This is a genomic window from Nocardia sp. CA-107356 (assembly GCF_050946365.1).
GTDB lineage: Bacteria > Actinomycetota > Actinomycetes > Mycobacteriales > Mycobacteriaceae > Nocardia.
The window spans coordinates 4,088,071-4,114,094 of sequence record NZ_CP191992.1 but is presented as its reverse complement, the minus strand read 5'-3'; the positions used below and the strand labels follow the sequence as shown (position 1 = coordinate 4,114,094).

General features: G+C 65.5%; 22 protein-coding genes and 1 pseudogene. 15 read left to right on the top strand and 8 right to left on the bottom strand.

Annotation, left to right across the window (positions count from 1 at the left end; translation table 11 throughout):
• Positions 1-31: 31 nt before the first annotated feature.
• Complete coding sequence (locus tag ACQP1G_RS18395) at positions 32-1,576, top strand: threonine/serine ThrE exporter family protein (protein ID WP_433205644.1); 1,545 nt, start codon at positions 32-34, stop codon at positions 1,574-1,576.
• 93 nt (positions 1,577-1,669) lie between these two features.
• Entirely contained in the window at positions 1,670-2,332 is a 663-nt protein-coding gene (locus tag ACQP1G_RS18390; protein WP_433205641.1) for a heme oxygenase (biliverdin-producing), read from the top strand.
• Between the two features lie 42 nt (positions 2,333-2,374).
• Here the strand turns inward: ACQP1G_RS18390 and ACQP1G_RS18385 are convergent, their stop codons facing one another.
• Positions 2,375-3,889 carry a sugar transferase gene (locus tag ACQP1G_RS18385; RefSeq protein ID WP_433205638.1) on the bottom strand — a complete coding sequence of 505 codons (1,515 nt, stop codon included), beginning with the start codon at positions 3,887-3,889 and terminating at the stop codon, positions 2,375-2,377.
• Positions 3,890-4,375: 486 nt separating this feature from the next.
• Between ACQP1G_RS18385 and ACQP1G_RS18380 the strand changes: the two genes are divergently transcribed.
• From ACQP1G_RS18380 to ACQP1G_RS18365, 4 genes are read left to right on the top strand one after another with little or no spacing between them, the layout of a single operon-like run.
• Positions 4,376-5,644: a methyltransferase domain-containing protein gene (locus ACQP1G_RS18380; RefSeq protein ID WP_433208619.1), complete on the top strand. Its 1,269-nt coding sequence runs from the start codon at positions 4,376-4,378 to the stop codon at positions 5,642-5,644.
• Positions 5,641-6,420, top strand: coding sequence for a glucose-1-phosphate cytidylyltransferase (locus ACQP1G_RS18375; RefSeq protein ID WP_433205635.1), 780 nt, complete (start codon positions 5,641-5,643; stop codon positions 6,418-6,420). Before ACQP1G_RS18380 ends, ACQP1G_RS18375 begins: the two co-directional genes overlap by 4 nt.
• Complete coding sequence (locus ACQP1G_RS18370; RefSeq protein WP_433205633.1) at positions 6,417-7,067, top strand: PIG-L deacetylase family protein; 651 nt, start codon at positions 6,417-6,419, stop codon at positions 7,065-7,067. Before ACQP1G_RS18375 ends, ACQP1G_RS18370 begins: the two co-directional genes overlap by 4 nt.
• 17 nt (positions 7,068-7,084) lie before the next feature.
• Complete coding sequence (locus ACQP1G_RS18365; protein ID WP_433205630.1) at positions 7,085-8,134, top strand: NAD-dependent epimerase/dehydratase family protein; 1,050 nt, start codon at positions 7,085-7,087, stop codon at positions 8,132-8,134.
• Here the strand turns inward: ACQP1G_RS18365 and rfbC are convergent.
• Positions 8,097-8,672 (bottom strand): dTDP-4-dehydrorhamnose 3,5-epimerase, encoded by a 576-nt coding sequence (gene rfbC, locus ACQP1G_RS18360; RefSeq protein WP_433205627.1) that lies wholly within the window; start codon positions 8,670-8,672, stop codon positions 8,097-8,099. The genes ACQP1G_RS18365 and rfbC overlap by 38 nt on opposite strands.
• 14 nt (positions 8,673-8,686) lie before the next feature.
• On the opposite strand from rfbC, the gene ACQP1G_RS18355 reads away from it, so the two are divergent.
• Entirely contained in the window at positions 8,687-9,796 is a 1,110-nt protein-coding gene (locus ACQP1G_RS18355) for a class I SAM-dependent methyltransferase (protein ID WP_433205624.1), read from the top strand.
• A 103-nt stretch (positions 9,797-9,899) separates the two neighbouring features.
• Complete coding sequence (locus ACQP1G_RS18350) at positions 9,900-10,535, top strand: MspA family porin (RefSeq protein WP_433205621.1); 636 nt, start codon at positions 9,900-9,902, stop codon at positions 10,533-10,535.
• Between the two features lie 403 nt (positions 10,536-10,938).
• On the opposite strand, the gene trpB is transcribed toward ACQP1G_RS18350, so the two are convergent.
• From trpB to ACQP1G_RS18330, 4 genes are all read right to left on the bottom strand, one after another.
• Positions 10,939-12,180: a tryptophan synthase subunit beta gene (gene trpB / locus ACQP1G_RS18345; protein ID WP_433208616.1), complete on the bottom strand. Its 1,242-nt coding sequence runs from the start codon at positions 12,178-12,180 to the stop codon at positions 10,939-10,941.
• Between the two features lie 143 nt (positions 12,181-12,323).
• Positions 12,324-13,169, bottom strand: coding sequence for a glycosyltransferase family 2 protein (locus ACQP1G_RS18340; protein ID WP_433205618.1), 846 nt, complete (start codon positions 13,167-13,169; stop codon positions 12,324-12,326).
• Positions 13,166-14,518 carry a polysaccharide pyruvyl transferase family protein gene (locus tag ACQP1G_RS18335; protein ID WP_433205615.1) on the bottom strand — a complete coding sequence of 451 codons (1,353 nt, stop codon included), beginning with the start codon at positions 14,516-14,518 and terminating at the stop codon, positions 13,166-13,168. Before ACQP1G_RS18335 ends, ACQP1G_RS18340 begins: the two co-directional genes overlap by 4 nt.
• Before the next feature lie 113 nt (positions 14,519-14,631).
• On the bottom strand, positions 14,632-15,291 hold the full coding sequence (locus tag ACQP1G_RS18330) for a TetR/AcrR family transcriptional regulator (protein WP_433205612.1): 660 nt from the start codon (positions 15,289-15,291) through the stop codon (positions 14,632-14,634).
• A gap of 76 nt (positions 15,292-15,367) precedes the next feature.
• Between ACQP1G_RS18330 and ACQP1G_RS18325 the strand changes: the two genes are divergently transcribed.
• Positions 15,368-17,176: a hydroxysqualene dehydroxylase gene (locus ACQP1G_RS18325; protein WP_433205609.1), complete on the top strand. Its 1,809-nt coding sequence runs from the start codon at positions 15,368-15,370 to the stop codon at positions 17,174-17,176.
• Positions 17,177-17,280: 104 nt separating this feature from the next.
• On the opposite strand, the gene ACQP1G_RS18320 is transcribed toward ACQP1G_RS18325, so the two are convergent.
• Together ACQP1G_RS18320 and ACQP1G_RS18315 are read right to left on the bottom strand one after the other, a co-directional pair.
• Positions 17,281-17,628, bottom strand: a complete 348-nt coding sequence (locus ACQP1G_RS18320) for a hypothetical protein (protein WP_433205606.1) — start codon at positions 17,626-17,628, stop codon at positions 17,281-17,283.
• Positions 17,621-17,947, bottom strand: coding sequence for a hypothetical protein (locus tag ACQP1G_RS18315; protein WP_433205603.1), 327 nt, complete (start codon positions 17,945-17,947; stop codon positions 17,621-17,623). Before ACQP1G_RS18315 ends, ACQP1G_RS18320 begins: the two co-directional genes overlap by 8 nt.
• Positions 17,948-18,402: 455 nt before the next feature.
• Here ACQP1G_RS18315 and ACQP1G_RS18310 point away from each other — a divergent pair.
• From ACQP1G_RS18310 to ACQP1G_RS18285, 6 genes and pseudogenes are all read left to right on the top strand, one after another.
• Positions 18,403-19,538, top strand: a protein-coding gene (locus ACQP1G_RS18310; RefSeq protein WP_433191779.1) for an IS3 family transposase whose coding sequence is annotated in 2 segments (ribosomal slippage) — positions 18,403-18,664 and positions 18,664-19,538 — 1,137 coding nt in all. Because the reading frame shifts where the segments join, the coding sequence is not laid out codon by codon here.
• A gap of 140 nt (positions 19,539-19,678) precedes the next feature.
• On the top strand, positions 19,679-20,839 hold the full coding sequence (locus ACQP1G_RS18305; RefSeq protein WP_433205600.1) for a helix-turn-helix domain-containing protein: 1,161 nt from the start codon (positions 19,679-19,681) through the stop codon (positions 20,837-20,839).
• A 354-nt stretch (positions 20,840-21,193) separates the two neighbouring features.
• Positions 21,194-22,270, top strand: a complete 1,077-nt coding sequence (locus ACQP1G_RS18300) for a glycosyltransferase family 4 protein (RefSeq protein ID WP_433208613.1) — start codon at positions 21,194-21,196, stop codon at positions 22,268-22,270.
• A pseudogene (locus ACQP1G_RS18295) lies at positions 22,267-23,439 on the top strand (glycosyltransferase family 4 protein); the annotation flags it as partial. The gene ACQP1G_RS18300 and the pseudogene ACQP1G_RS18295, both read left to right, overlap by 4 nt.
• Before the next feature lie 94 nt (positions 23,440-23,533).
• On the top strand, positions 23,534-24,952 hold the full coding sequence (locus ACQP1G_RS18290) for a lipopolysaccharide biosynthesis protein (RefSeq protein WP_433205597.1): 1,419 nt from the start codon (positions 23,534-23,536) through the stop codon (positions 24,950-24,952).
• Entirely contained in the window at positions 24,949-25,965 is a 1,017-nt protein-coding gene (locus tag ACQP1G_RS18285; RefSeq protein ID WP_433205594.1) for a CgeB family protein, read from the top strand. Before ACQP1G_RS18290 ends, ACQP1G_RS18285 begins: the two co-directional genes overlap by 4 nt.
• Positions 25,966-26,024 lie beyond the last annotated feature (59 nt).

Sequence of the window (26,024 nt, the reverse complement as noted above, 5' to 3'; positions counted from 1 at the left end):
GCACTGGCACCGGATGACTACGGTCACGCACATGGGTCCGGAAACATTCTCAGGAGGAGACGACGCCGCAACCCCGGGTGATGACCTGGGCAGGCGGCCCCGACTACGTTTCTTCCGAGCACCCCGCATCCCCGTCGTCAAACAGGCGGTCGACCTGCTGGTCGCCGACCGTCCGGCCACCGCGGACACCATCGTCGCCGCACCGACACCGCTGCAGCCGATCGACCTGACCGACGATGCCCGGGTCGCGGAGGTCCTCGATCTGGCGGTGCGCGTGGGTGAGGTCGTGCTCGCCTCGGGCACCGGTGTCATCGATACGACCACCCAGGTGCGCTTCATCGCCGCCACCTACGGCCTGTCCCGCTGCGATATCGACGTCACCTACGACGCGATCAGGATCTGGGCCGACCGCGGCCCGCAGTTGCCGCCGGCAAGCACCATGCGGGTCGTGAAGTATCGGTCCCTGGACTTCACCCGCCTCGCCGCGGTCGACCGCCTCACTCGCCGCATCCGCAATGAGGTCGTGCCACCGGAGGTGGCCCGTGCGCGACTGGACGCGATCACCTCGGCACCGCACCCGTACCACCGCTGGGTCGCCACCTTCGGCTGGTCGCTACTGGCCGCGTCGATTGCGGCGCTGCTCGGCGGCGGCTGGCTCGCCGCCGCGGTGAGCTTCGGCACCACACTCGCGATCGACCGCGCCAATCGCGTCCTGAATCGCTACGGTCTGCCGTTCTTCTTCCAGCATGTGGTGGGCGGCGCGATCGCGGCGACACCGGCGCTGCTGCTGGCCACCCTGGCGACGACAGTCGATATCGATGTGGACCCGACGCTGATCATCGCTGCCGGAATCACCGTGCTGCTCAGTGGTTTGCAACTGGTCGGTGCAGTGCAGGACGCGATAACCGGCGCGCCGATCACCGCGACCGCGCGCATGCTCGAGGTGCTGATGATGACCGGCGGCATCATCGCCGGCATCGCGCTGGCATTGCGGGTCGGCGAGTTCGCCGGTGCCACGGTGCCGCCGGTCTATCTGACCTCCGGCCGCGATATCACCGATCTGCCGATCAAGATCGCGGCCGGTGCGGTGGCCGCGGCCGCCTTCGCGCTCGCCTGCTACGCCGAGCGCCGTGCACTGGCCGCCGCCGCGCTCGGCGGTGCGGCGGGCACGATCTGTTTTCTCCTCGGGCAACATTTCGGCTTCGGCCCGGTGATCTCCTCCGCGAGCGCCGCGACACTGGTCGGCCTGGCCGGTGGTCTGATGGCGCGCCGGTCACTGACTCCCCCGCTGGTCGTCGCGGTCGCGGGCATCACGCCGCTGCTGCCGGGTCTCAAGGTGTATCGCGGGCTCTACGCACTGCTCAATGACGAGTTGCTGATCGGAGCCAATCAGGTGCTGGCCGCGGTCGGCGTCGGATGTGCGCTGGCGGCGGGAGTAACCCTCGGCGAATGGGTCGACCGGACCGTGCGCAGGCCACGCATCCTGAGCCGGTTCGGCTCGATCCGCAGGCCGGTCATCGTGCGACGACGACGTCCACTGCGCCATCCCACCCGTCGGGACACCGGTCGATCTTGAGCGACGCGCAGGTGTCTACCAGGACAAACCGGTATGGTTGTACCAGCTGGTCAGGGTGCCCGAAGCACACTGCGATAGTGAGGTGGTTCAGGAATGTCGGACACCATCGCGTTCTCCACAGCGATCCGCACCGCTACCGCCCGGCAGCATGAGGAGGCCGAGAACTCCTCGTTCATCAGTGACATGCTCGGCGGGTCGCTCGGTATCGACTCCTATCACCGCTACACGACCCAGCTCTGGTTCATCTACTGCGCACTCGAGGGCCGATGGGAAGCCCTCGCCGCTGATCCGGTCGCGGGTCCGTTCATCCGCCGCGAACTGGCCAGAACCGCGGAACTCGAGCGCGACCTCGCCCACCTGATCGGCGCGGACTGGCGCGACGCGCTCGAAGCGCTGCCGGCCACCGCCGCCTACGCCGAGCGCATCGATGAGTGCGCCCATGACTGGCCGGCCGGATACATCGCCCATCACTACACCCGCTACCTGGGCGACCTCTCCGGCGGCCAGGTCATCCGCGGCACCGCCGAAAAGCTCTGGAACCTGCCGCATCGCGGTGACGGCGTCCGGTTCTATGTCTTCGACGGCGTCGGCAATCCGGCCGCGTTCAAACGCGAATACCGCGCACTGCTCGACCAGCTGCCGCTCGACGATCTCGAGCGCCGTCGCGTGCTCGACGAGGGACAGCGGGCCTTCGCACTCAACACCGCGGTCTTCGCCGAACTCGCCGCCGAATTCCCGGCCCGCCGCCCCTCCTGATCGGATGTCACACTCGCCGAGGGCGATTCGCGCTGGGCCCGATCAGTAAGCCCCCTCGCCGCGGGCGACGGCGCCGATGGTCTTGGCGATCAACAGCAGATCCAGGATCATGGACCAGTTTTCGACGTAGGACAGATCCAGCCGCACCGAATCCTCCAGTGACAGGTCGGATCGTCCGCTCACCTGCCACAGACCGGTGACGCCCGGCTTCACCAGCAGCCTGCGCCGCATATTGCCGTCGTAGGTGTCGACCTCGCGCTGCACCTGCGGCCGCGGGCCGACCACGCTCATCTCGCCGCGCAGCACATTCAGGAACTGGGGCAGCTCGTCCAGGCTGAATTTGCGAATGATCTTGCCGATCGGGGTGATTCGCGGATCGTCCCGCATTTTGAAGAACACCGGGTTGCCGCCATTGGATTGGATGAGTCCGCCGACCTGACGGTCCGCGTCGAGGTACATGCTGCGGAATTTGATCATCCGGAACGGCTTGCCGCCGCGACCGATTCGTTCCGAACGGTAGAACACCGGCCCTGGACTGGTCAGCTTGACCAGCATCGCGATGGCGAGCATCGCGGGCAGGATGACGATCAGCACCGCACCGGCGAAGCACACGTCGAATACCGCCTTACCGGTGGACTTCGCGCGGTCGTACTGCGGTTTGGCGATGTGCTGCATCGGCATGCCCGCGACCTGGCGATTCGTCAACCGGGTTCCCGCGATATCGACGACACCGGGCGCAACGATCAGCTCGACGCCGAGGGGGTCCAGATCCCAAGCCATCCGACGCAATTCGACCGGCCCGAGGTGATCGGTCGCCGTCACCGCGACCGTATCGGCACCACTGCGGCGCACGGCGTCGAGTACCGAGCGGTCGTCGCCGACCACCGAGAACGATTTTCCGGACGCGCGGATCGCGTATTCGGTGGCGTCGGCGCCGCCGTCCGGAATGCACACCCCGACAACCCGATATCCGGATGCGGGATCGCGGGAGAACGCGGTCGCCATCGCCTGTGCCGCCTCTGCACAGCCGACCACGAGCACCGAGGTCCGGTACTCGCCGTCCCGGCGCCGCCGCTGCCGGGTGTGCAGCCGCCACAGCAAACGGCTCGACATCAATCCGAGTAGACCGAGCGGCAGCGCGATCGCGAGATATCCACGCGCGAATTCGATCTGGAAGATCAGCGACATGATCGCCAATGCCCCGAACAGCCGCAGGGTGGCCGAAACCAACCGGCGGTATTCTTCTGCCCCACTCCCGACCACTTGGGGTGATCGGGTATTACACGCGGCCAGAAAGGCGAGCCAGGTGAACGCGAGCAATACCGAAACCACGGTGTAGCCGACCTCGTACGGCATCGGCCACGCCAGCGGCGGCGCGGCGGGGCCGCCGAATCGGATCAGCTGCGCCATGCCGATGGATGCGGCGATCACCGCGAAATCCGTTGTGGCCAAACGCCGTACATATTCTTCCTGCCAGCGTTCGCGCTCCGAACGCGGCAGTGTCCGTGACGGGCCTGTGACATCCAGGTCGTCATCGTCGGTGAGCTCGAAGCTCATTGAACACGCACCTCCCCCTGGGAGTATTTTGTTGCCCCCGATCCCCGTCGACCGGTCCCCACGACGCAATCTGACCGCCCGGGGTGTTCCTTCAGTCGGCAGTCAGAACGCGATTGTTACAGAACACAATCGGGTTCACATACCGAATAGAAAGTGCCGCAAACTGTTCCACGTAGTTGCCAACATTGGGACGGTCGGTTTTTTAGCCCCGTGATCGAACGGCAACTTGGGAAGAGTCGGCAGGTGACGCACCCGCGTCCCGACCATCCGGAAGCGACACCGGGGGCTCCGCCCCCTAACAAATTGATTGCCACCTGGATGCCATCAGTCGGAGCTCCCTCAAAATCGTCCGGAAACCGCTACCGCTCAATCGATTTCATTGGTGACACGCAAGCAATTCGTTGTAACGTCTCACTTGATCGCAACGACATGATGGGCATGCCGGTAATTCGCCGGACGACCCACGCACAGGAGGCAGGGGCCAGGATGCGTTGTCGACTCTGTGAATCCGAGCGTCTTTCGAGCGTGCTCGACCTCGGAGCCACACCGCCGTGTGAGAAGTTTCTCGCGGCGGAGGAACTCGATCTTCCGGAGCCGACCTACCCGCTGCATCTACGAATGTGCGAGGAGTGCCTACTGTTGCAGATCCCCGCATTGATCACACCGGAGGAAACCTTCACCGAATACGCGTATTTCGCATCATATTCGGATAGTTGGGTCAGACATGCCGAAATTTTTGTTTCCGAGGCCGTCAAGAGGTTGAGCTTACAAGCCGACTCGTTCGTGGTCGAGGTCGCGAGCAACGACGGCTATCTGCTGCGCCACGTGGTCGCGGCGGGCATACCCTGCCTCGGCATCGAGCCCTCGGTGAATGTCGGCGCGGCCGCCCGGGACATCGGCGTGCCGACCGAAACGGCATTCCTCGACGAGGAATTCGCCAAGCGGATGCGCGGCCAGCACGGGCCGGCGAACCTGGTCGTCGCCAACAACGTCTACGCACACATTCCCGATCTGCGTGGTTTCACCCGCGCACTGCGCGAGCTGATGGCCGATGACGGCTGGCTCTCGATCGAGGTACACCACGCGCTGAACCTCATGGAACTGGGCCAGTTCGACACCATCTACCACGAACATTTCCAGTACTACACGCTGCTCTCGGCACAGCGTGCGCTGGCAACGGCCGGATTGGCCGTGGTGGATGTCGAACTGCTTGCCACGCATGGCGGTTCGATCCGCCTATGGGCCCGCCCCGAGGCGGTCGCGGACGCGCCCAACGGCCGCGTGCACGAGGTGCTGCGGCGCGAGCAGGTCGCGGGCCTGCACCACGTCGAGGGCTATCGACATTTGGAGTCCAGCGCGCGGCGCGTGCGTCAGGAACTGCTGCGCTTCCTGCTCGACGCGCAGGCGCAGGGCAAGCGGGTGGTCGGCTACGGCGCGCCCGGCAAGGGCAACACTCTGCTCAACTATTGCGGGATCCGGCCGGACCTGCTGAGCTATACCGTCGACCGAAATCCCTATAAGCACGGACGATTTACCCCGGGCACCCGGATCCCGATCTATCCGACAGCACGCATCGATCTCGATCGACCCGATGTGGTGCTGGTCCTGCCGTGGAACCTCGAAGCCGAGATCTCCGCACAATTGCGCCATATTGCCGAGTGGGGCGGCGAACTGGTCTATCCACTACCAACTTTGCACAGCGCGGTGCTCGGGGAATCGAATAACGCTGAAACGAGGGGAAGGCACGCACGATGAAGGTTGTGCTGTTCTGCGGCGGCTACGGAATGCGCATGCGCGATGGCTCGGACATGCTCCCGAAGCCCATGCAACTGGTCGGTCCACGGCCGCTGCTCTGGCATGTGATGCGCTATTACGCGCACTTCGGCCACAAGGATTTCATCCTGTGCCTCGGCTACGGCGCCGAACATATCAAGGACTTCTTCCTGACCTACCAGGAGTCGGTCTCCAACGACTTCGTCATCCGTGACGGCTCGGTGGAGCTGCTGCGCACCGACATCAGCGACTGGTCGATCACCTTCGTCGACACCGGCCTGGACTCGGCCATCGGCGAGCGGCTGCGCCGGGTGCGCCGGTATCTGGAGGGCGAGCAGACCTTCCTGGCCAACTACGCCGACGTACTCACCGACGCGCCGCTGGACGACATGATCGAACGCTTCACCGCCTCCGGCGCGGCCGCCTCGATGATGGTTGTGCCGCCGCAGCAGTCGTTCCACTGCGTCGATATCAAGCCCAATGGCGAGGTCAAGGACATCCGCCCGGTGTCATCGATGCCGTTGTGGGAGAACGGCGGATACTTCGTGCTCAGCCATGAGGTGTTCGATCTGCTGCCGCCCGGCGGCGATCTGGTGGCCGACGCCTGCGGCAGGCTCGCCGGACAGGGACGGCTCTACGGCTATCGGCATCTCGGCTTCTGGAAGCCCGCCGATACGTTCAAGGAACGCGCCGAACTCGACGCCGCGTACCGCTCCGGCATCCGGCCGTGGATGGTCTGGGAGAAACAGTTCGCATGATCGCCCTGACCGCCGGGCCACTGAACGAGATCGCGATACTCGGGGCGCACTGTGACGATATCGCGATCGGGATGGGCGCGACGCTGCTCACGATGGCGCACGAGCACTGCGGACTTCGGGTGCGCGCTCTGGTGCTCTCCGGTGCGGACACAGTGCGCGAGGACGAGGAGCGGGCCGCGCTGGCGGCCTTTTGTCCCGGTGCCGACCTCGATGTGACCGTGCTCGACCTGCCCGATGGTCGAGCACCGGCGCACTGGGATCGGATCAAGCAGGCGCTGGCCACCTTTCGCGCCAGCACCGAGCCGGATCTGGTCTTCGCACCGCAGCGCGGTGACGCACATCAGGATCATCGGCTCCTCGCCGAACTCGTGCCCACCGAATTCCGCGACCATCTGGTACTCGGCTACGAAATCCTCAAGTGGGAGACCGATACGCCACGCCCGACCGTATTCGTTCCGATATCAACGGAATTCGCCGAGGAAAAGGCGCGGCTGCTGCAGAAGCACTACCCTTCACAAGTGGGGCGGGACTGGTTCGACGGGCAGTCGTTCACCGGTCTGTCCCGGCTGCGTGGGGTGCAATGCCGGGCTCAGCATGCCGAAGCATTCGTTGTCGACAAAGTTGTCGTCGGTTTCGAGCCGTCATGAACACTGGAGAGACACGCATGCGGGTTCTGCTCACCGGACATCAGGGGTATCTCGGCACGGTCATGGCTCCGGTGCTACGCGCCGCGGGGCACGAGGTGGTCGGACTCGATGCCGGATTCTTCGCCGACTGCGTACTCGGTCGACTACCCGACGATCCGCCGGGCCTCGCGGTCGATCTGCGCGATGTCACCGTCGAGCAGCTCAGCGGATTCGACGCGGTGATCCATCTCGCGGCGCTGTCGAACGATCCGCTGGGCGCACTCGATCCCGAAATCACCTTTGCCATCAATCATCACGCGTCGGTTCGGCTCGCCCGGCTCGCGAAAGACGCTGGGGTGCGGCGGTTTCTGTATGCCTCGACCTGTTCGGTATACGGCGCGGCGGGCGACGAACTCGTCACCGAAGACGCCCCGCTGCGCCCGATCACGCCCTATGCCGAGAGCAAGGTGCGCGTCGAGGACGATGTAGCCGCACTCGCGGATGACGATTTCACACCGGTATTCCTGCGCAACGCAACGGCATTCGGCTTCTCGCCGCGGCTGCGCGCGGATATCGTGCTCAACAATCTGGTCGGGTACGCGATGCTCACCGGCGAGGTCAAGGTGCTCTCCGACGGGACACCGTGGCGGCCGCTGGTACATGCCGCCGATATCGCCGACGCCTTCGCGGCCTGCCTGGCCGCACCGATAGAGGCGATCAACTGCCGGGCGTTCAACATCGGCACCGAGGCGAACAACCTCACCGTCGCCGATATCGCCGAGGCCGTGGTGGACGCGGTGCCGGGCTCCCGGCTGTCCATCACCGGCGAGAGCGGCGCGGACCCGAGGTCCTACCGCGTCGATTTCTCCACCGCCCGTTCGGCTCTCGGCTACCACGCGACGTGGACGGTGGCCGCCGGGGCTGAGCAGCTGTATCGCGAATACACCGCCAGGGGACTGACCAGTGACGATTTCTTCCACCGGTTCACCCGGTTGCCGCATCTGGAGAAGTTGCGACAGACCGGGGTACTGGACGCGTCGATGCGCCGGATCAGTGCCCCTTCCGCTCAGCTGCCCGCACATTCGTGAGCAACTGCCGCCAATTGCCCGCGGCGCGGTCACGGGCGGAGACGACGGTGACCGGCAGCGGCCATCCGATGGCCAGATCCGGATCGTCGTAGGCGACGCCGATATCCTCGGCCGGATCGTGCGGGCGATCGATCCGGTAGCAGACGTCGGCGGTCGCGGTCAGCGCCTGGAAGCCGTGCAGGAAGCCCGGCGGCACGTACAGGTGCCGGAATTCGGTGTCGTCGAGACGAAACGCCTGCTGCCGCCCGAAGGTCGGCGATATGGGCCGGATATCGACGAGGACGTCGTATACCGCGCCGTGCGCGCAGCGCACCAGCTTCGCCTCACCCCGCCCGGACCGCCCGTGCATTCCGCGGATCACCCCACGCGCCGAACGGGATTGCGAATCCTGCAGGAATGCGGCCGCCGTACCGGGTGCGCCGAGGTGGGCGTCGAATTCCGCGGCGTCGAAGGTGCGGGTGAACAGTCCGCGCTCGTCTCGGAAGGGTTCGGGCACCAGCACCAGGACGTCGGCGAGCTCGGTCTGTTCGATACGCACCGGGCCATCGTGACATGAACGACGCGGTCATGGGTCGCGGTTGCCGCGGCTGCGGGAGCACCGAACTCACCCCCGTGCTCGATCTCGGTAAGGTCCCCGCCGCCGACCACTTTCCGCTCGCCGGGAGCGCGATCGACGTCACGGAGATCGCGCATCCACTGCGCATGGATGTGTGCGGTGACTGCGGGCTCGCGCAGTTGGCCGAGGACGATACCCGCACCGAGGAGCCGCGCGGTATCGAACCGCAGGCGCTGCGCGATCAGGCCGCCGACGCGGTGACGCGGGCCGCGCGGGCCGGGTTGTTGCGCGGACACACGGTGCGCGAATTCGGCAGTCCGCACGGCGGGACCTGGCTGCCCCTACTCGCCGAGCGCGGGTTCGACGGCGTCGACGGAATCGCCGATGTGGTGCTCGACTGCTTCGGCATCATGCACGAGCCGGATCAGCGGGCCGCCTTCGCGCAGCGAGCCGCGGCGACCGCGCCGACCGGTGTGCTGTTGCTCCAGTACCACTCGCTGGCCGCCATCGTCGCGCATGGTCAGTGGAATGCATTGCGGCACGGGCACTTCGCGTACTACTCGCTGGCGGCGTTGCAGCGGTTGCTCGACACCGCGGGGATGAGCGTGGCGAGGGCGTGGCAGTTCGGTCTGTATGGCGGCACCGTACTGATCGGCGCGGTGCACGGTGCCGTGGAACCTGATGAATCGGTGCGCGCCATCCGCGCCGCCGAGTCCGAACACACCGATCTCGTTGCGCTGCAAAGCCTGCAGCGCACGACGGACCAGCATGCCCGGCTGTTGCGACGCTGGCTCGACGCGATGGCAGCGCGCCGCAGGCGAATCTATGCCTATGGCGCGGCATCTCGTGCGGTCGCGCTGTTCAGCCTCGCCGGGGTGCACCGCGGTCTCATCGCCGCAATTGCCGATGCTTCGCCCGCGAAACAGGGCCGCCGGATGCCCGGCACCGATATACCGATCATCTCCCCCGCCGAACTCATCTCTGCCCGACCGGATTTCGTGCTGCTGACGCTGCGCGATCTGCTCCCGGAGGTCGGCGCCAGATATCCCGAACTCGACGGCCGCTGGGTCGTCGACGACCCGGCCGGCCCCTCGGAAGGGTGGTGACTCGTGTCGTGAATTTCGCTGCGCCGCAGTGGGGTTCGCCGTCGGCGCCGCGCGTTTTGCTGCTAGTACATCTGCTATTGGGGAACCATGAGGGGAAATACTGATGAGGGAAAATACACTCCGTAGCCGGAGTTTGCGCGCGTTCGCACTGGCCTCGGTAATGGCTTCGGGTCTGGCCTTTACCACCGGCGCCGCATCCGCGGCGATCGACAGCAGCAGTCAGATAGTCGATCGGCAGGATCGCACGGTCGAGGCGATCCAATCCGACACCCGGATCGATGTCGTGCCACCGCTGGACGGCAATCCGCTGACCCGCGAGTGGTTCCACAACGGTGCGGCCTTCTACCACGTCACCGGGCCGAATGCCCAGGACTGGTCGGGCCACATCACCATCGGCTATCAGGTCGGATACCCGGCTACGCTGAGCGGGCGGATCAAATTCCAGTGGTACTCACCGGATCTCGGCCTCGATCTCGGCGGCGCCGACGGCGCGGTTCTCAAGCTCGACGGTCTGATCCCCCGTGCCGGTGTCGAACTCGAGGTCGGCTTCGGTCCGGGCATCCAGACCTTCGAGTGCACGGGCGGCGATGTCTTCGGTGCGGAGGGCTTCATTCGGATGTCCGGCTTCCACGGCACCGTCACCGGCGTCCTCGGGCAGACCACGATTCGCCCGTTCGTGCGGGTGATCAGCGCCAACGGTGACGCGGTCTATACCTACGGCGGGCTCTGGACGATCTGAGCAGCGAACAACGGTGTGGCGCTCGATCTTCGGGCACCACACCGTTGTTCGGGCTCGATCGGTAGCGGAATTCGTCGCCGATTCCGACGAACAGCACGCGCGCATCGTGGTTCCCGGCCGTCCGTAATTCACGAATCCGCGACCGCTGACTTCGATCAGATAGTCACCCGGCGGTACCGGATGACGTTGTTCTGATGCGGGCTCAACACCAGCAGCATGGTGCCGTCCCCCGCGCACGGGCGCGCGGCCAACGCCCGATCGACATGGCCGATTCGGAATCCGGATCACCGAGGCCGCCGTCCACGCAGAACTGGCCGTAATCCATCATCAGCTCGACCGTATGCTCGGCAATTCGGCTCGCCTCGTCACCCATTCAGCCATACTCGCATGCGCATCGAGCCGCCTATCCGGCCAGCCGTTCCGCCGCGATGGCGAGATCCTTATCGCCACGCCCGGACAGGCCGAGCACGACAACGGAGTCGGTGGGGAGGTCGCCGTGTTCGGCCAGTTCGAGCAGATAGCCCACGGCGTGGGCGGATTCGAGGGCGGGAATGATGCCTTCGGTGCGGGTCAGGGCGTGCAACCCGCGCAGGGCCACGGCGTCGGTGGCCGAGCGGTAGGTGACGCGACCGGTGTGCTTGAGGTAGCTGAGTTCGGGACCGACACCCGGATAGTCCAGACCAGCGGCGATGCTGTGCGTCGGCGTGACCTGGCCGTCGTCGTCCTGCAGGAGATAGCTGTAGGCACCATCCATTTCGCCCGGACTGCCCACACTGAGAGTGGCGGCATGGTGACCCGTTTCGACGCCGAGACCCGCCGCCTCGACACCGATCAACTGGACCGCGGGATCGTCGACGAAGGGGTGGAACAGGCCGATCGCGTTGCTGCCGCCGCCGACACAGGCCATGAGGTAATCCGGTAGTCGACCTTCGGATTTCAGGATCTGGGTCCTGGTTTCCTTACCGATCACCGTTTGCAGATCGCGCACGATCATCGGGTACGGCGCCGGCCCCGCCGATGTGCCGAACAGGTAGTGGGTGGTGCCCAGGTTCGACACCCAGTCGCGGACCGATTCGCTGATTGCTTCCTTGAGCCTGCGGCTGCCGTTTTCCACCGGTCGTACCTCGGCGCCGAGCAGGGTCATGCGCATGACATTGGAGGACTGTCGCCGCATATCGTGGGCGCCCATATAGATGACGCACGACATGCCGAGCATCGCGCAGACGGTCGCGACCGCCACACCGTGTTGACCCGCACCGGTCTCGGCGATGATCCGCGTCTTGCCCAGCCGCTTGGCCAGCAAACCCTGTCCCAGCGCATTATTGATCTTGTGCGCACCGGTATGCGTCATATCCTCACGCTTCAGATACACCCGTACCCCCGGCACCGCCAGCGACCGCGCGAAACGCGGCACCTGATGCAACAGCGTCGGACGACCCACCCGGGTACGCAGCAATTCGCCGAGCTCATCCCGGAATCCGGAATCGGCGCACGCCAGCGCATACGCCTCTTCCAGCTCGAGCAACGCGACCATCAGGCCCTCGGGAACATATCTGCCGCCGAATTCACCAAAACGCCCGCGCTCGTCCGGAAGCCGGCCCGACAGCAGGGTGCCATGCGACTGCGACATATGATCAATAACCATCCACACCAACGCTTCCTGCCGCGAGACCCCGCCCTCCTGTTCTACTTCGTCTCGCCGCATCGCGCGCACCCGCAACGCATTAGTTAATGGTTTCTTTAGGTATTGGATACGTCATCTACCTCGCCGCAACGCGAAGTTCGATGTCAGACCAGCAGATCCGGGCGGTTGCGGACGGTGGCCACGGTGCGGACCCGCAGGCGGTGCAGTGCTGCCCTGGCCAGCCGGGCGTCACCGGCCAGCACATCGCCACGATGGACCAGGTCCGGGTAGTCGTTGGCGATGCGGTGGTGGAAGCGGTACATATCGGTCAGTTTGCTGACCGTGGAGGTTTGGCTGCACAGATTGAAGGATGAATTGCGCCAGGCGGCCAGGATTTCGGTCATGCCGAAGAAGACGCCGAAGGACGAGACCCGCGCGAACAGGTCGACATCCATAGGGAACACCAGATCACCGCGTAACCCGCCGACTCGGATGTAGTGCTCGCGGTAGAACATCGCCGCGGCGGTCGGGCCGAAATCCGCCGGCCCGCGACGGACGATGGTCCGGGCCAGTGCGCGCGCGGTCTGCCGGCCGAGCAGACCGGCCAGTCCGAGCTCGGTCTCCAGCACCGCCCCGGACTCGTCGATGACCTCGAAGCGACTGGAGGAGATGGCAATGGCAGGATCAGCCATCACCGCGAGCTGCGTGGTAAGCGCGTCCGGGCGCAGCACATCGTCGGCGCAGACGACCTTGATGAGGGTGCCGGAACAGGCACGGATCGCCTTATCCCAGTTGTCGCCGATATCGAGCACAGTGTCATTGCGCAATAACCGGATTCGTGGATCGTCGAACGACGTCACGACCTCCGAAGTGTCATCGGTACTCGCATTGTCCAAGACGACCAGTTCGAATTCCGCATCCTGGTCCAGGACCGAACGCAGGGTAGTGGCGAGTGTTCGACCGGAGTTGTAGGCCGGAACACACACCGACAGCGTCGTCACGACAGTCATCCCCCTGATCGTTGGACCGGCCGAACCGGTCCGTTTTCCACCAATCCGAAGACTCGTTCCAGTCCACTCCGGCCCGTGTCGATCTGTTCGACGGCCCGCTGTTGCAGTGGATCCCGAAGCGCAGGTGCATCGTCCCACAGCTCGTCCAGCGCCATGGTCAGTTCTTGTTCCAGTTCGGGATCATTCAGGTGCACCACCCGCAGTCCCGTCCCGAACATCTGCGCCAGCCCGTGGAATTTATCGTCGTAATACTCCGAGGCCGTGATGCCGACGGCCGGAATGCCCTGCGACAGTGCGAAAACCGCCAGGTGGTAAGCGCTGGTCACCAGCACTCGGCAGCGCCCGACCTGCCGGGCGACATCAGCGGGGGTGCCGCCGCGGCCGACCGCTGGCAACGGCTTGGCCGCGCCCGCCAGCAGCGGCAACGTCGAGAGCCGATCCTCGGAGGCGTATTCGGAGATGATCAGCGGCACCAGTCCGGCGTCCAGTTCCGCGGCGCGGGTGCGCACCACCTGCCCGACGATCCCCTGGGCCGCGAGGCTGACCTGCGCATAGTCCGCGACGCGCAGGCACACCCCGATATCGGCGCCGATCCTGGCATCGCGGCTGCGATAGGCGAATTCGACCGCATCGTCACCGGTGACCAGCACCCGGTCCGATGCGACGCCGAACTTGTCCAGCAGGGCCGGGCCGCGCCGCCCCTCGCGCAAAGCCACGAAGTCGACCTTCGGCAGTACCTCGGCGGCCCTCTGTAATAGATACGGGTCACGCATGGGTCCCATGCCCTGCCCGATCAACGCCGTCGGAATGCCCAGCGCCGACGCGTGTTCGAGCAGATTCAAGGTGCGGTGCGCCTGGTAGCGGTCGACATCGGTCATATAGCCGCCGCCGTTCGCGAGCACCAGCGACGCCTGTTCGACCGCCGCGGGGATCTCCACCGGAAATTCGAGTTCCGGTGCCACCGCGCTCTCCTGTGGGGTCGAGATCTCGCCGCGGCCACGCACGCGGATCGCCCGTAGTCGGTCCTTGGGTCCGTCCGTCGCCGCCCGCCACCACAGCGCCGCCGGCCCGACCACTGTCGTTCCCGCCGTGCGGTTCAGCAATCCCTGCCAGCCGTGCGAGCCCCAGCTCCAGTCCGGCCCGCAGATCGGCTCGGCGTCGGGCAGCAAACCCCGCAATACGCTGGGCTGATGGGTCAACACACCGATGCGCGCCCGCGGCCAACGCGCGCGGATGCGCTCGACGGTGACCACCATCATCGCGATATCGCCGCGGTTGCGCAGCCAGTACTCGCCGTTCTCGATGAGCACACGAATCTCACGCTCGGCGATATCGATGTGCTCAGCCACAGACCCCGTGGTCCCCACTGTCCTAGTCCCTCCCGCCAGTCCCCGCGGGTCGGCCCGTGCCGAGCACGAACTCGCTGTGAAATCTACCGCACCCAACAGATGTCGGCCACTCGCTAATCCGTTGGGCGCTTGGATATCTGGCCGTTGTAGACCGCACGCAACGAGGCGGCGGCGAATGCTGCGCAATAGTCGATGAGATCGTCGATCGCGACGTCGAGACGACCGCCCTGTTTCTCGACGATCACCCGCTCCAACATTCCGACCACCGACAACGCGAAGATATCGACGATCTGCGCGGGTGGCCGTTCATCCGGGCGCGCCTCGGTGGCTGTGGCCGCCACCAAACGGGCGAAGCGCCACAATGCTTCCCGCATCCGAGGTTCGGCCCCGGCCGCGGTCGGTTCGACGAAGACGATGCGTAGCTTGCGCGGATCCTGGGCCAGCGCGGTGAGATACGTGCCGATACCGGCGCGCAGCTTGCGGGTTCCGCGCGGTTGCGTGGCCTCGACCGCGGCCGCCACCGCCGCGAACAATTCGTCGATGACATGGTCGAAGACCGCGGCGAACAGTTCCCTATTTCCCGCGAAGGATTCGTAGAAGTATCGGTCGGTCAAACCGGCCGCGCGGCACACATCCTTCACACCGGTCGCCGAGTACCCCCGCGTGCCGAACAGCTCCAACCCGGCTTCGAGAAGTTTGCCGCGTCGCGCCGCGACTCGATCCTCGGCACCCACACCGCCGTAGGTCCGCACCGGGCGTCGCTGCATCGTCATATACGCATTGTCTCCCATCATGATTCACGGTCTGATAAATATGACGATCAGAATCGTCAGATTTAGGGGACGCGCAGTGACAACTCAGCATCGGGACAACCAGGTCAGCAGGCGCGCCCTGTTGCGTGGCGCGGCCATGGCGGCGGGCGGCGCAGGATGGGCGGCATCGACCGCGAGCGCGACAGCACAGTCCGCACCGCGCCGCCGAAACGGCCCGGCACGCAATACCGTCGCAGTGCTCGGCGCGGGCATCGGCGGTCTGACCGCGGCCCACGAACTGGCCGAGCGCGGATTCGCGGTGACCGTCTTCGATCGTAAAGAACTCGGCGGCAAATCCCGCACGATTCCACTGCCCGGCACCGGCATCGACGGCCGGGCGCCGCTGCCGGGCGAACACGGTGCGCGCGGATTCACCTCGTTCTATCACCACGTGCACGATACGATGCGCCGCATTCCGCTGCCGGAAACCCGGAAGTCGGTGTACGACAACCTGATTCCGTTCTCGGTGAGCGATCCGCGCTATCCCCGCGCAAACAATATGCCCGATGGTTTCCCGCTCATGTTCGGGTTCTACTTCGATCCAGCGCAGGCGCTCACACCGCAAGGACTGCAGCGCATCCTGGTCGAGGTGTTCATGAAGAACAACCTCGTTCCGCTGCCCGAGGCTATATATATGGCCGGGCGCGTTGTCACCTATCTGACCTCGAGCGAGGAGCGCCGCTTCGGCCAGTGGGAGCACGTCAGCTGGTGGGACTACGTGGGCGCGGCACGTAGATCCGCGCAGTTCCAGGCGTTGGCCGCCACCGGCCTGACGCGCGCGCTGGTGGCCGCCAAGGAGTTCGTGGCGAGCACCAGGACCATGGGCAACATGATGGAGGGCTTCTTCATCGCGCTCCTGCAGGAGCTGACCGGCGGCCCGAAGGTCTACGAGGTGCTCAATGGACCGACCAATGAAGCCTGGCTCGATCCGTGGATCTCCTTACTGGAGGGCATGGGCGTGCAATTCCGGCCCGGACACGCACTCGAGGAATTCGTGATGACCGACGGCCGCATCGGCGGTGCGCGCATCCGCCGACCGAATGGCTCGACAGCAGTGTTCGACGCGGACTGGTACGTGTGCGCGGTGCCCACCGATCGGGCCCGGCAGCTGTGGTCACCGGAGATCCGCGCCGTGGATCCGACACTCGCGCGCATGGACGCGCTCACCGTGGACTGGATGAACGGCATGCAGATGTTCGTCACCGAAAAGCTGGACCTCGGCAAGGGCTACAACATCTACCTCGACGCACCGTGGCGGCTGACCTCCTATACCCAGCGCGCGTTCTGGAATGTCGACTATGCCGCCGAATACGGCGACGGTTCGATCGTCGACGGCCTCACCATCGATATCGCCGATTGGGATACCCCGGGCATCCTGTTCGGCAAGACCGCCAAAGAGTGCACTCGGGAGGAGATCTACCAGGAGACCTGGGCCCAGATGACCGCGGCGCTCAACGACGACGGCGGGATCCAGTTGCCGGACGGCATCGTTCGCGAGTGGATGCTCGATCCCGGCATCACCTGGGCAGACGGTCGGAATACGAATGATGAACCGCTGCTGGTGAATACGATCGGGTCCTGGGCCGATCGGCCGACCGCGCACACGCGGATACCGAACCTCTTCCTCGCCGCCGACTACGTCCGGACCAACTTCGATCTGGCCACCATGGAGGGCGCGAACGAGGCGGGCCGCACCGCGGTGAACGCACTACTCGACGCATCCGGCTCCCCCGCCACCCGCGCCCAGCTCTTCACCCGCGAGTCGATCCCTGCCTTCGAACCGTTCCAGCAGATGGATGCCGCACGCTACCGGGCCGGGCAACCGAATCTGTTCGATCTCGGCTAGCGACCGCTGGCGGGTCGGTCGAAAATGTGCCGCTCAGGATCAATGTCACGACCTCGATATGGTCGGCCAGCGCCGAATCGACATCACTGTCACCGCCGATCACCCTATCCCCCAACATCTTTGCCGGCGCGGGTGGGATCGCGGTCCTGGCGCCCGTGCGCACGGTCATGAGGGGTCAGCCGCGACGTCCCGCCCGCATCGAACGGCCCGATCTCGAAGTCAGAAACACGGATCGGTTTCACCGGGATCGCGTCGTCTCTATCCAGGTCGTCGTATTCCGTGGGCCAGCCATCTTCATCGACCTCGCATATCGATCCGTCCGCGCGCTCATACAGCGGGCGGCTGTCCGTCGGAGCTCGTTCGAGCTTCAATCGTGTGCTTTCGTGGAAAACCGCGAGCAGTGCCTGGACCGACGGCGCGATCTCACGTCGCTGAGGCCGAATGTCAGACATCTGAACTACGTCCCAATCGGTTCGGGAGGCTGGTCAGGCCCAGCAGTGCGGACCAGTAGTCTCCGCGAATCGCGTCCCAGAGGTCGCCGTGCTCAGGAAGAAGCTGGCGTGCGTCCGCAAGATCGGGGTACGCGTCGAACATGATCGATCCGGGTTGCGCATCCAAAAGAGCTGTGTTCGAAGGCAAGCGATAGGCGGTGAACGACTCGTGCGGGAACTGCACGCGCAGAATGCGCGCGGAACGCCGAACCAATTGCCACACCGCGACTTTGCTGCCGTCTTCGGTTTGTGTGGACCGCAATGCATCTCGACGCATCACACGACCTCGTTGTTGGTGCGCCCGGCGCCGGGGGACTCAACACCCCGGCACCGGGACGATTCGGCGGACGCCGGCTGGCTAACCCACTCACGAACTGCGTCCGCGAACTGCGCGACCACCTCTGCACGTAACCCGATGTGGGTGGCTGGCGGACCAACGAACGGATCTCGCCGCGGCAGTCTCGGATCAGGCATGTCACATCCCGCCGCCGGACCGCCAACCAGGCTGGGAAGTTCTGACGGGAATTCTCCGGTGGCCATTCGGTATCCGCTCTGTCGTCGTGACCTGTCTTGTACGGCACCCCGATGCTCGGAAATCCCACCGGCAGCTCGCAGTCGAACCATCGGCCGCTGCCGGCGGAGAGCGAGGGCCCGTGACTGGAGCCCTTTGAGCAGGTCCAGCGGTTGTGAGAGTTCTGATGCACCAGAATGGGTGCAGGAGGACGAGATCACGACATGGCGCGACGACGACACACCCCCGAGCAGATCATCCGCAAGCTGCGCGAGGGCGAGAAGCTGATCGGGGAGAAATTCTCGATCGAGGAGGTGTGCAAGCACCTCGAGATTTCCGAGGCTTCCTGGCATCGCTGGCAAGCCCAGTACGGCGGCATGAAATCCGACGACGCGAAACGGCTCAAAGAGCTGGAGCGCGAGAACGCGCGGTTGAAGAAGATGGTCGCCGAGCAGGCCCTCGATATCGACATGCTCAAGGAAGTGAACCGGGGAAACTATTGAGCCCGGACCGCCGTCGCAGGGCCGTGGTGGTTCTGCAGCAGCGGTTTCGGGTGTCGCAACGCCGCGCCTGCCGAGTGGTGGGGCAGTCGCGGTCGGTGCAACGTCGGCCGCGCGCGGTCGCCGAGGTCGAACGGACGCTGAGGGAGCGGCTGCGCGTGATCTCCCGGCGTCATCCGCGGTGGGGCTGGCGGAAGGCGCACGCGTTGTGCCGTGGCGAGGGTCTGGTAACCAACCACAAACGCACCCAACGACTCTGGCGTGAGGAGGGATTGAAGCGACCGAGTCGAGTGCGTAAGAAACGCCGCATCGGGCCGGGTCGGAATCAGCGTCTGAAGGCGTCGTTCCCGGATCAGATGTGGGCCCTGGATTTCCAGGTCGATGTCACTGTCGACGGTCGACAAGTCCGGTTCCTTAACATTGTCGACGAGTTCACGCGGGAAGCCTTGGCCACCAGAGCATTCCGGTCGTGCACCGCCGATCAGCTGGTCGGTGTGCTCCACGAGATCATCGTGGCCACCGGGCGGAAGCCGATGCACATTCGCATGGACAATGGCACCGAGATGACCGCGCACGCGATGCGGGATTGGTGCCGGTTCACCGGGGTCGATGCCTCGTTCATCGATCCGGGATCGCCGTGGCAGAACGGTGTCTGTGAGTCGTTCAATGGGCGTTTCCGCGACGAGTTCCTGTCCTGCGAGGTGTTTCATTCCCTGACCGAGGTGCGGGTCCTTGCCGAGGATTGGCGCATCGAGTACAACAGTTACCGGCCACACGGATCGCTGGGTTTCCTTACCCCGCAAGCATTCCGTGAGCAATGGGTACCGACCGAGTTCGAGCAGCAACTACAACTCGCATAGCCGGTGGACCTGCCATCGGGGCCCAGTCACCCGTCATCCGGCATCGCGGTCTGGTATCTACCTTTACGACTGGCAAGCGAGTGGAGGGACAGCCAAGGGACAGGAAGACTCCGCCACGTGATCGGTCTACTCTCGACTCCATGGGGCACCACGCAGGCGAACGGATCGCGAACGAGCGGAAGATAGCGGGGCTCACGCAGCAGGCACTCGCACGCCGCACCAGCTATTCGTTGTCGATGGTCAAGGCTGTGGAACAGGGCAGGGAAGTCGCTTCCCCTGGGTTCCTGTCCGCCGCCTCCCGCGCCTTGCGGATCACGCCCGAGCAACTGACCGGCGCGCCCTATGACGACGGCAAGCCATTGTCGAATGCAATAAACAATCTATCGATATTGCTTGCCGAAGGCCGCTACGTTCGTGCCATCGAACCGGGACCGATCGCCGAGATCGATGCCGATCTGCAAGCAGCGCAACGGCTTTATCGGTCCGATCGCACCCGCCAAACCATCGAATTATTGCCGGACATCATCCGTCGCCTGCATGGCGCGACTCGTGAGTTGACCGGCGATGGCCAGGCCCGCGCGTACACCTTGCTCGCATCGGCGTACGTGCTGGCAGAGTGGTCCGTCCGCCGCACTGGACATCTCATGCTCGCCTTGCCTGCCCTGGACTTGGCCGACGTGTACGCCCCACTCGCCAGCGATACCCACTATGGTGCGTTCGCAGCGCTGGCACGTGCCCGCGTGCTCACGCATTACGGAGAGTCCGACGTCGCCACCCAACTGATCGACTCGGCCATCTCCGCAGCAGACGATAGTCGCGCCGGGCTGGTGATGGCCGGATATTCACATCTGGCCGGGGCGATCAACGAAGCCCGGAAGCTGAACCATGCCGCTGCGGTAGACCACGTACAGGCGGCACGGGAATACGCTTCCCGCACAGGCGAAACCGACCTTTACATGACGGCGTTCGGGCCGTTGAACGTCGATATTCACGCCCACGCGATCGAGCTGGAATCAGGCGACCCACACAAGGCGGCATTGGAGGGAGCGCAACTCACCTACACGGCCGACGCGCCGCCGACCCGCGTCGCGCACCACTGGCAGGACAACGCGCGCGCCTGGTTGATGTCCGGGAAGCCGGACAAGGCTCTCGCGGCGTTGAACAAAGCCCGCACCGCTGCTCCTCAGCAAACCCGACTGCACCCGGCGGTCCGGGAAACCGTCTATGGGATCGCAGCGGCGCAGCGCCGACAGTCGGATAGCCTGCTGGGCTTCGCGTCGTGGCTCGGAGCGGCGCTGTAGGGCGCGGAGCCGGTTGGACGTGGCGCTCATCGTTGGCGAGCGTACGGCCCAGTCATCATCGCGCCAGGAATCGACCTGCGGCTCTTCATGCACAGATTCGATCCCCCTTTCGAACCATTCGGTCAAAGAATGCCAATCATTATCGGGCGGTTCAGCCGAATTTGTTCGATTTCGGCTGACCGACGCCAAACTGGTCATTCGCTCTGGTTGGAAGTTGATCTCGACGACCGACCTGGCACAGCCGAAGCGCCTAGACTGTTGCGCGGGAAGCGAGTTCAGATAGCGGACTCGCCCCATCATCGCCAGGAGTAGGGGGCCGCGGTGACGGCAGCAACCGGGGCACTGCGCGTGCATATGACTGGTTCCGAATGGTTCTCGGCGGCCCCCGGCGGACTCAACCGATACTTCACCGAACTGTTCCACGCACTCGCGCGGCAATCGGGGATAACGGTGTCGGCGGCCGCTTTCGGCGCCGTCGCCGCCGGTGCGCCACCCGGCGCGCGCTCGTGGGGGCGAACCGGCGGTTCGACCATAGACCGGGCCCGTACCGCATTTCTGGAGCGGACCGAATTGCACCGCGCGGATGTACTGGATCGGCACTTCGCGCTCTACGGTCCGACGGCCTTCACTCGCCGCGGCCGGGTGCCGCTGGTCGTGCACTTCCACGGACCGTGGGCCGCCGAGAGCAGGCTCACCGGTCAAGCTGAATTCGGCGCACGGGCGAAGTATCTGATCGAGCGGATCCGGTACACCGGCGCGGACCGATTCGTGGTGCTGTCCACTCACTTTCGTGACGTACTGAGCGTCGACTATCGGGTGCCCGTCGACCGGATCCGGGTCATCCCGCCCGGTGTCGATCTGACACGCTTCCGTGCCTCGCCGATACCGGCCGGTCCCCGCCGGACCGTGCTGTGTGTGCGCAGACTCGAACGCCGGATGGGTATCGATACGCTGCTGCGCTGTTGGCCCGGTGTGGTCGCCGAACATCCGGACGCGAACCTCGTCCTGGTCGGAACCGGTACCGCCGAAGGCGAATTGCGTGCTCAGGCCGCGGGCGCCGGACTGGGCGATTCGATCACCTTCGCGGGCAATGTCGATGACCACGAGCTCACCGAGTGGTACGGACAGGCCGAACTCACCGTTGTCCCGACCACGGCCCTGGAAGGATTCGGGCTGATCGCCCTGGAATCCCTGGCGGCGGGGCGGGCTCCGATCGTCACCGACTGTGGCGGACTGCCGGATTCGGTGCGCGGACTGGATTCTTCGCTGATCGTGCCCGCCCGCGACGCCGACGCATTCGGCGCGCGGATTGTGGCCGCACTCAACGGCGGGCTGCCCACGCCCGAGCAATGTCGTTCGCACGCAGAAACTTTCTCCTGGGATGTCACAGCGGAGCGCCATCTCACGATGTATCAGGAATTAAGGCGATGACCCCATCGAGGACGACCAAAGCCCTTTTCCTCGCGCATACCGCGGCGCCCTCCGGCGCCGAACTGGCGACACTGCGGCTGCTGGTCGCACTGTGCGATATGCGGCTCATCGACACCACACAGATCTACACGGAGGGCGGCCCGATGGTCGAACGCATGCGGGCACGCGGGGTCGATACCCGTGTGCTGCATGGCGCATTCGACAGTCGCGCCATGACCATCGGGTCCGGACCGCTGCGCCTGCTGGCCGGCTTCGCGGCACTGCTGCGGCTGGGCTGGACACTCGGCGCGACCGCCCGCGAACTGGGCGCCGATGTGCTGATCGCCGAGAGCACCAAAGCGTTGGTGATGGGATCGGTGGCGGCGCGGCGCGCGGGTATTCCGCTGGTATGGCAGGTACACGACCGGATCGCGGTGGATTACTTCGGACGACTGCCGACCATGGTGATCCAACTGCTCGCCAGGCTGACGGCGCGCGGCTATATCGCCAATAGCCGAACCACGTTGCGCACACTGCGGATCGGACGCCGCCCCGCCGTGGTGGCCTACCCGGGTGTGGAATTCGACGACGGCACCGAGCGCGCTCCACAGCGCCCACCAGAGGAGACGGTGATCGCCGCCGTCGGCAGGCTGACACCGTGGAAGGGTCAGGACGTGCTGCTGCGCGCGGTCGCGGCGGCGAAAGTGCTACCGCGGCGGGTCTTCGTGATCGGCGGCACCTTCTTCGGCGAAGAGCCCTACCACGCCGAACTCGAACGGATGGCGACCGAACTCGGGCTGCCGGTCATCTTCACCGGGCACGTCGAGGATCCCGGCCGCTATCTGCGCGACGCCGATATCCTGGTGCACTCCTCGGTGCTCGCCGAACCGTTCGGGCAGGTTGTGGTCGAGGGTATGCACGCGGGCTGCGCGGTAATCGCCTCCGGTCCGGGCGGACCCGCCGAAATCGTCGAATCCGGCGTCAACGGATTGCTCGTGGACGGCGGTGACCAGCACCAACTGACCACCGCCCTCGACACCCTCATCGGCGACCCCGATCTGCGCACCCGCCTTGCCACGGCGGGCCGCACCCGAGCCAGGGACTTCGACATCGAGAAGTCGGCCCGCACCGTCGCCGCCTTCCTCGACTCCATCACCCGACGCAATGGCGCTGAATCTCATTGGCGGCGCTCGCGGGGCCCTACGTGGCTACGCTCGGCTACCTCCTGCGGGCCCGTCCCTCCCGCCGCGGGGGGCCAGCAGAACCCGCGAGAACGGACTCCGCATGTCTGAGCACAAACATGCCGCGGGCCAGCCACCGCACACCGCCCCACCAACACCGACCGCCGCCGGCGGCGCCCACCGCAGAGACGACCGCGGCGCACCGGGCGGCGGACTGCACCGATCGCACGGCTTCGGTGCGGTACTGCGCGATATCGGCTATGTCACCTTCGGCAAGTACGGGCAGTACGTCATCACCATCGTCACCGTTCCGCTGATCGCGCGGGTGCTCGGCACCAACGGACTCGGTTTGCTGGCGATCGGCATGTCGTCGTATTTCATCGGCTCGCTGCTGGTGGATCTCGGTATCACCTCATTCTTGGCCGCGCGGGTACACGATTCGCGAGAACGCGATGGCGACAGCGCGCGACTGCGCATCATCAATCAGCTGCGCGGCGACTATCTCGCCATCCGCGCGAGCACCCTCGGCATCATCGGAATCGCGCTGCTGCTGAGCCTGGCCGCGAGTGCCCCGGTCCAGGTGAACATGATCCTGTTGGGGCTGTTCGCGGGCGGATTCTGGTCCGTCTCGGAGGATTGGCTGCTGATCGGGCAGGGCCGGTTCGGGGCCTCCACCGCCTATCAGGCGGTCGGACGGGTCGGGTACCTGATCCTGCTCGTCGGGCTGCTCCCCCGGATGCCGAGCGCCCAGCTCGCCCTGCTGTGCCTGCTGATATCGTCCGTGCCGACCGTGGCGCTGACCTGGTGGGATTCGCTGCGCACCTTCGGTCCCCCGGCCCGGCCGCGCCACTACAAGAGCATATTACGCACGGGCGCACCGGTTCTCGCCTCGCGCGTGCTGGTGACCACCTACGGACAGGGCGCGGCCGCGGTGTACTCCGCTGTGCTGGACACGGTTTCGCTCGGCCTCTACTCGGCGGGCGACCGGCTCGTGCGAGCCATCCAATCCACCTTGGACCCCATCGGTTTCGCACTGCTGCCCCGAATGGCAAGGCGCAGTACCGATCACCGGTTCTGGCGGCATGCGCTGCTGGCATTGGCCGCCTGCGTCTGTGTCGCCACCGTCGCGGCCGTGGCCGTATGGCTGGCCGCGCCGCTGCTGATCCGGCTGGTCTTCGGCGACGAATTCACCGGGGCCGTCGGATTATTGCGGGTCGAGATCTTCATGCTGCCCGCGACCACGATCACCTCGTTCGTCACCACCGCGCTCCTACCGGTGCGCCAGGACACCACCGGCGTGCTGATCGGTGCGGTGCTCGGCACCTGTGTCGCCGGGATCGCGCTGTTCATCGCGTTTCGCACGCATTCGGTATGGACCCTGGTCTATGGCAGTGTGCTGGTCGAATTCAGCACGGCGATCTGGTATCTCGTACGCGTCCGCACCCTTATCGTGCGCGAACGTACGGCGCCGGTGTACACCGGACCGGCGGTCGTGCTGATGCGCGAGGACGGTGCCTCGTGAAGATCCTGTTCATCGGAGACGATTGGGTCGGCAGCAATGCGCGCTCGCTCGCCGACGGCTTCCGGCAGGCCGGGCACGAGGTGGTCGTGATCGACTCCACCCCGGTCACCTTGCCAGCGCGGCTCTCGCCACCGTGGGTCTACGCCAAGTTCGCGCGGCGGCGCGCACCGTGGACCGTTACCGAGCTACACGGCGAGATCGACCGTGCAGCAGCACAATTCCACCCGGATATGGTTTTCGCCTTCAAAGCCGTGCATCTCGACCAACGCAGACTGCTGGATACTCCGGCACGGCTGCATGTGCACTACAGCCCGGACGATGCCGCCAATCCAGCCAACATCAGCCCGGAATACCTTGTGCACGAATCGGATTGGGATCTGATCATCACCACCAAGCGGCACAATGTGCCCGAATTGCTGGAACGCGGCGCCAAGGCGGTCCGCTTCGTCCGCAGTGCCTACGATCCGGCGTGGCACTATCCGGCGGCGCGCGGACGGACGCCGCGCTACCTCGTCGGCTTCATCGGCGTCTGCCGCACCGATCGCCGCGCCGAAATGGTGGCGCTCGCTCAGGATTATGGTGACCGGATGCTGGTCCGCGGTCCGGGCTGGCGGCGGGTTCCGGAGCTGCGCACCACCCGGGCCACGGTGGGCGGGCCGGTGTACGGCTCGCGGTACTCGGCGGTGGTCGCCGATATCACCGCGAACCTGGTGCTGCTCAACTCCGATAATCGCGATACCCATACCTGCCGCACTTTCGAAGTGCCCGCCGCCGGTGGGCTTTTCGTCGGTGAGCGCACCGACGAGCATGCGGAACTGTTGCGCGACACGGTCGAATGCTTCCTGTTCACCGAGCAGGCGGAATTGCGCGAAATCCTGGACTGGTGCGCGCGGCATCCGGAGCAGGCGGATGCGATGGCCGAGGCGGGCTACCGGCGCATCGCCGACGGCGGGCACCGGTATGTCGACCGTGCGCGCGAGATCATGGACGTACTCGGGGCGGCGCGGTCATGAGCGAGCGAATAAAAGACCCCGCCGCCCCGGCGGTCGTGGCGGAACCGAGCGCCAGCGAG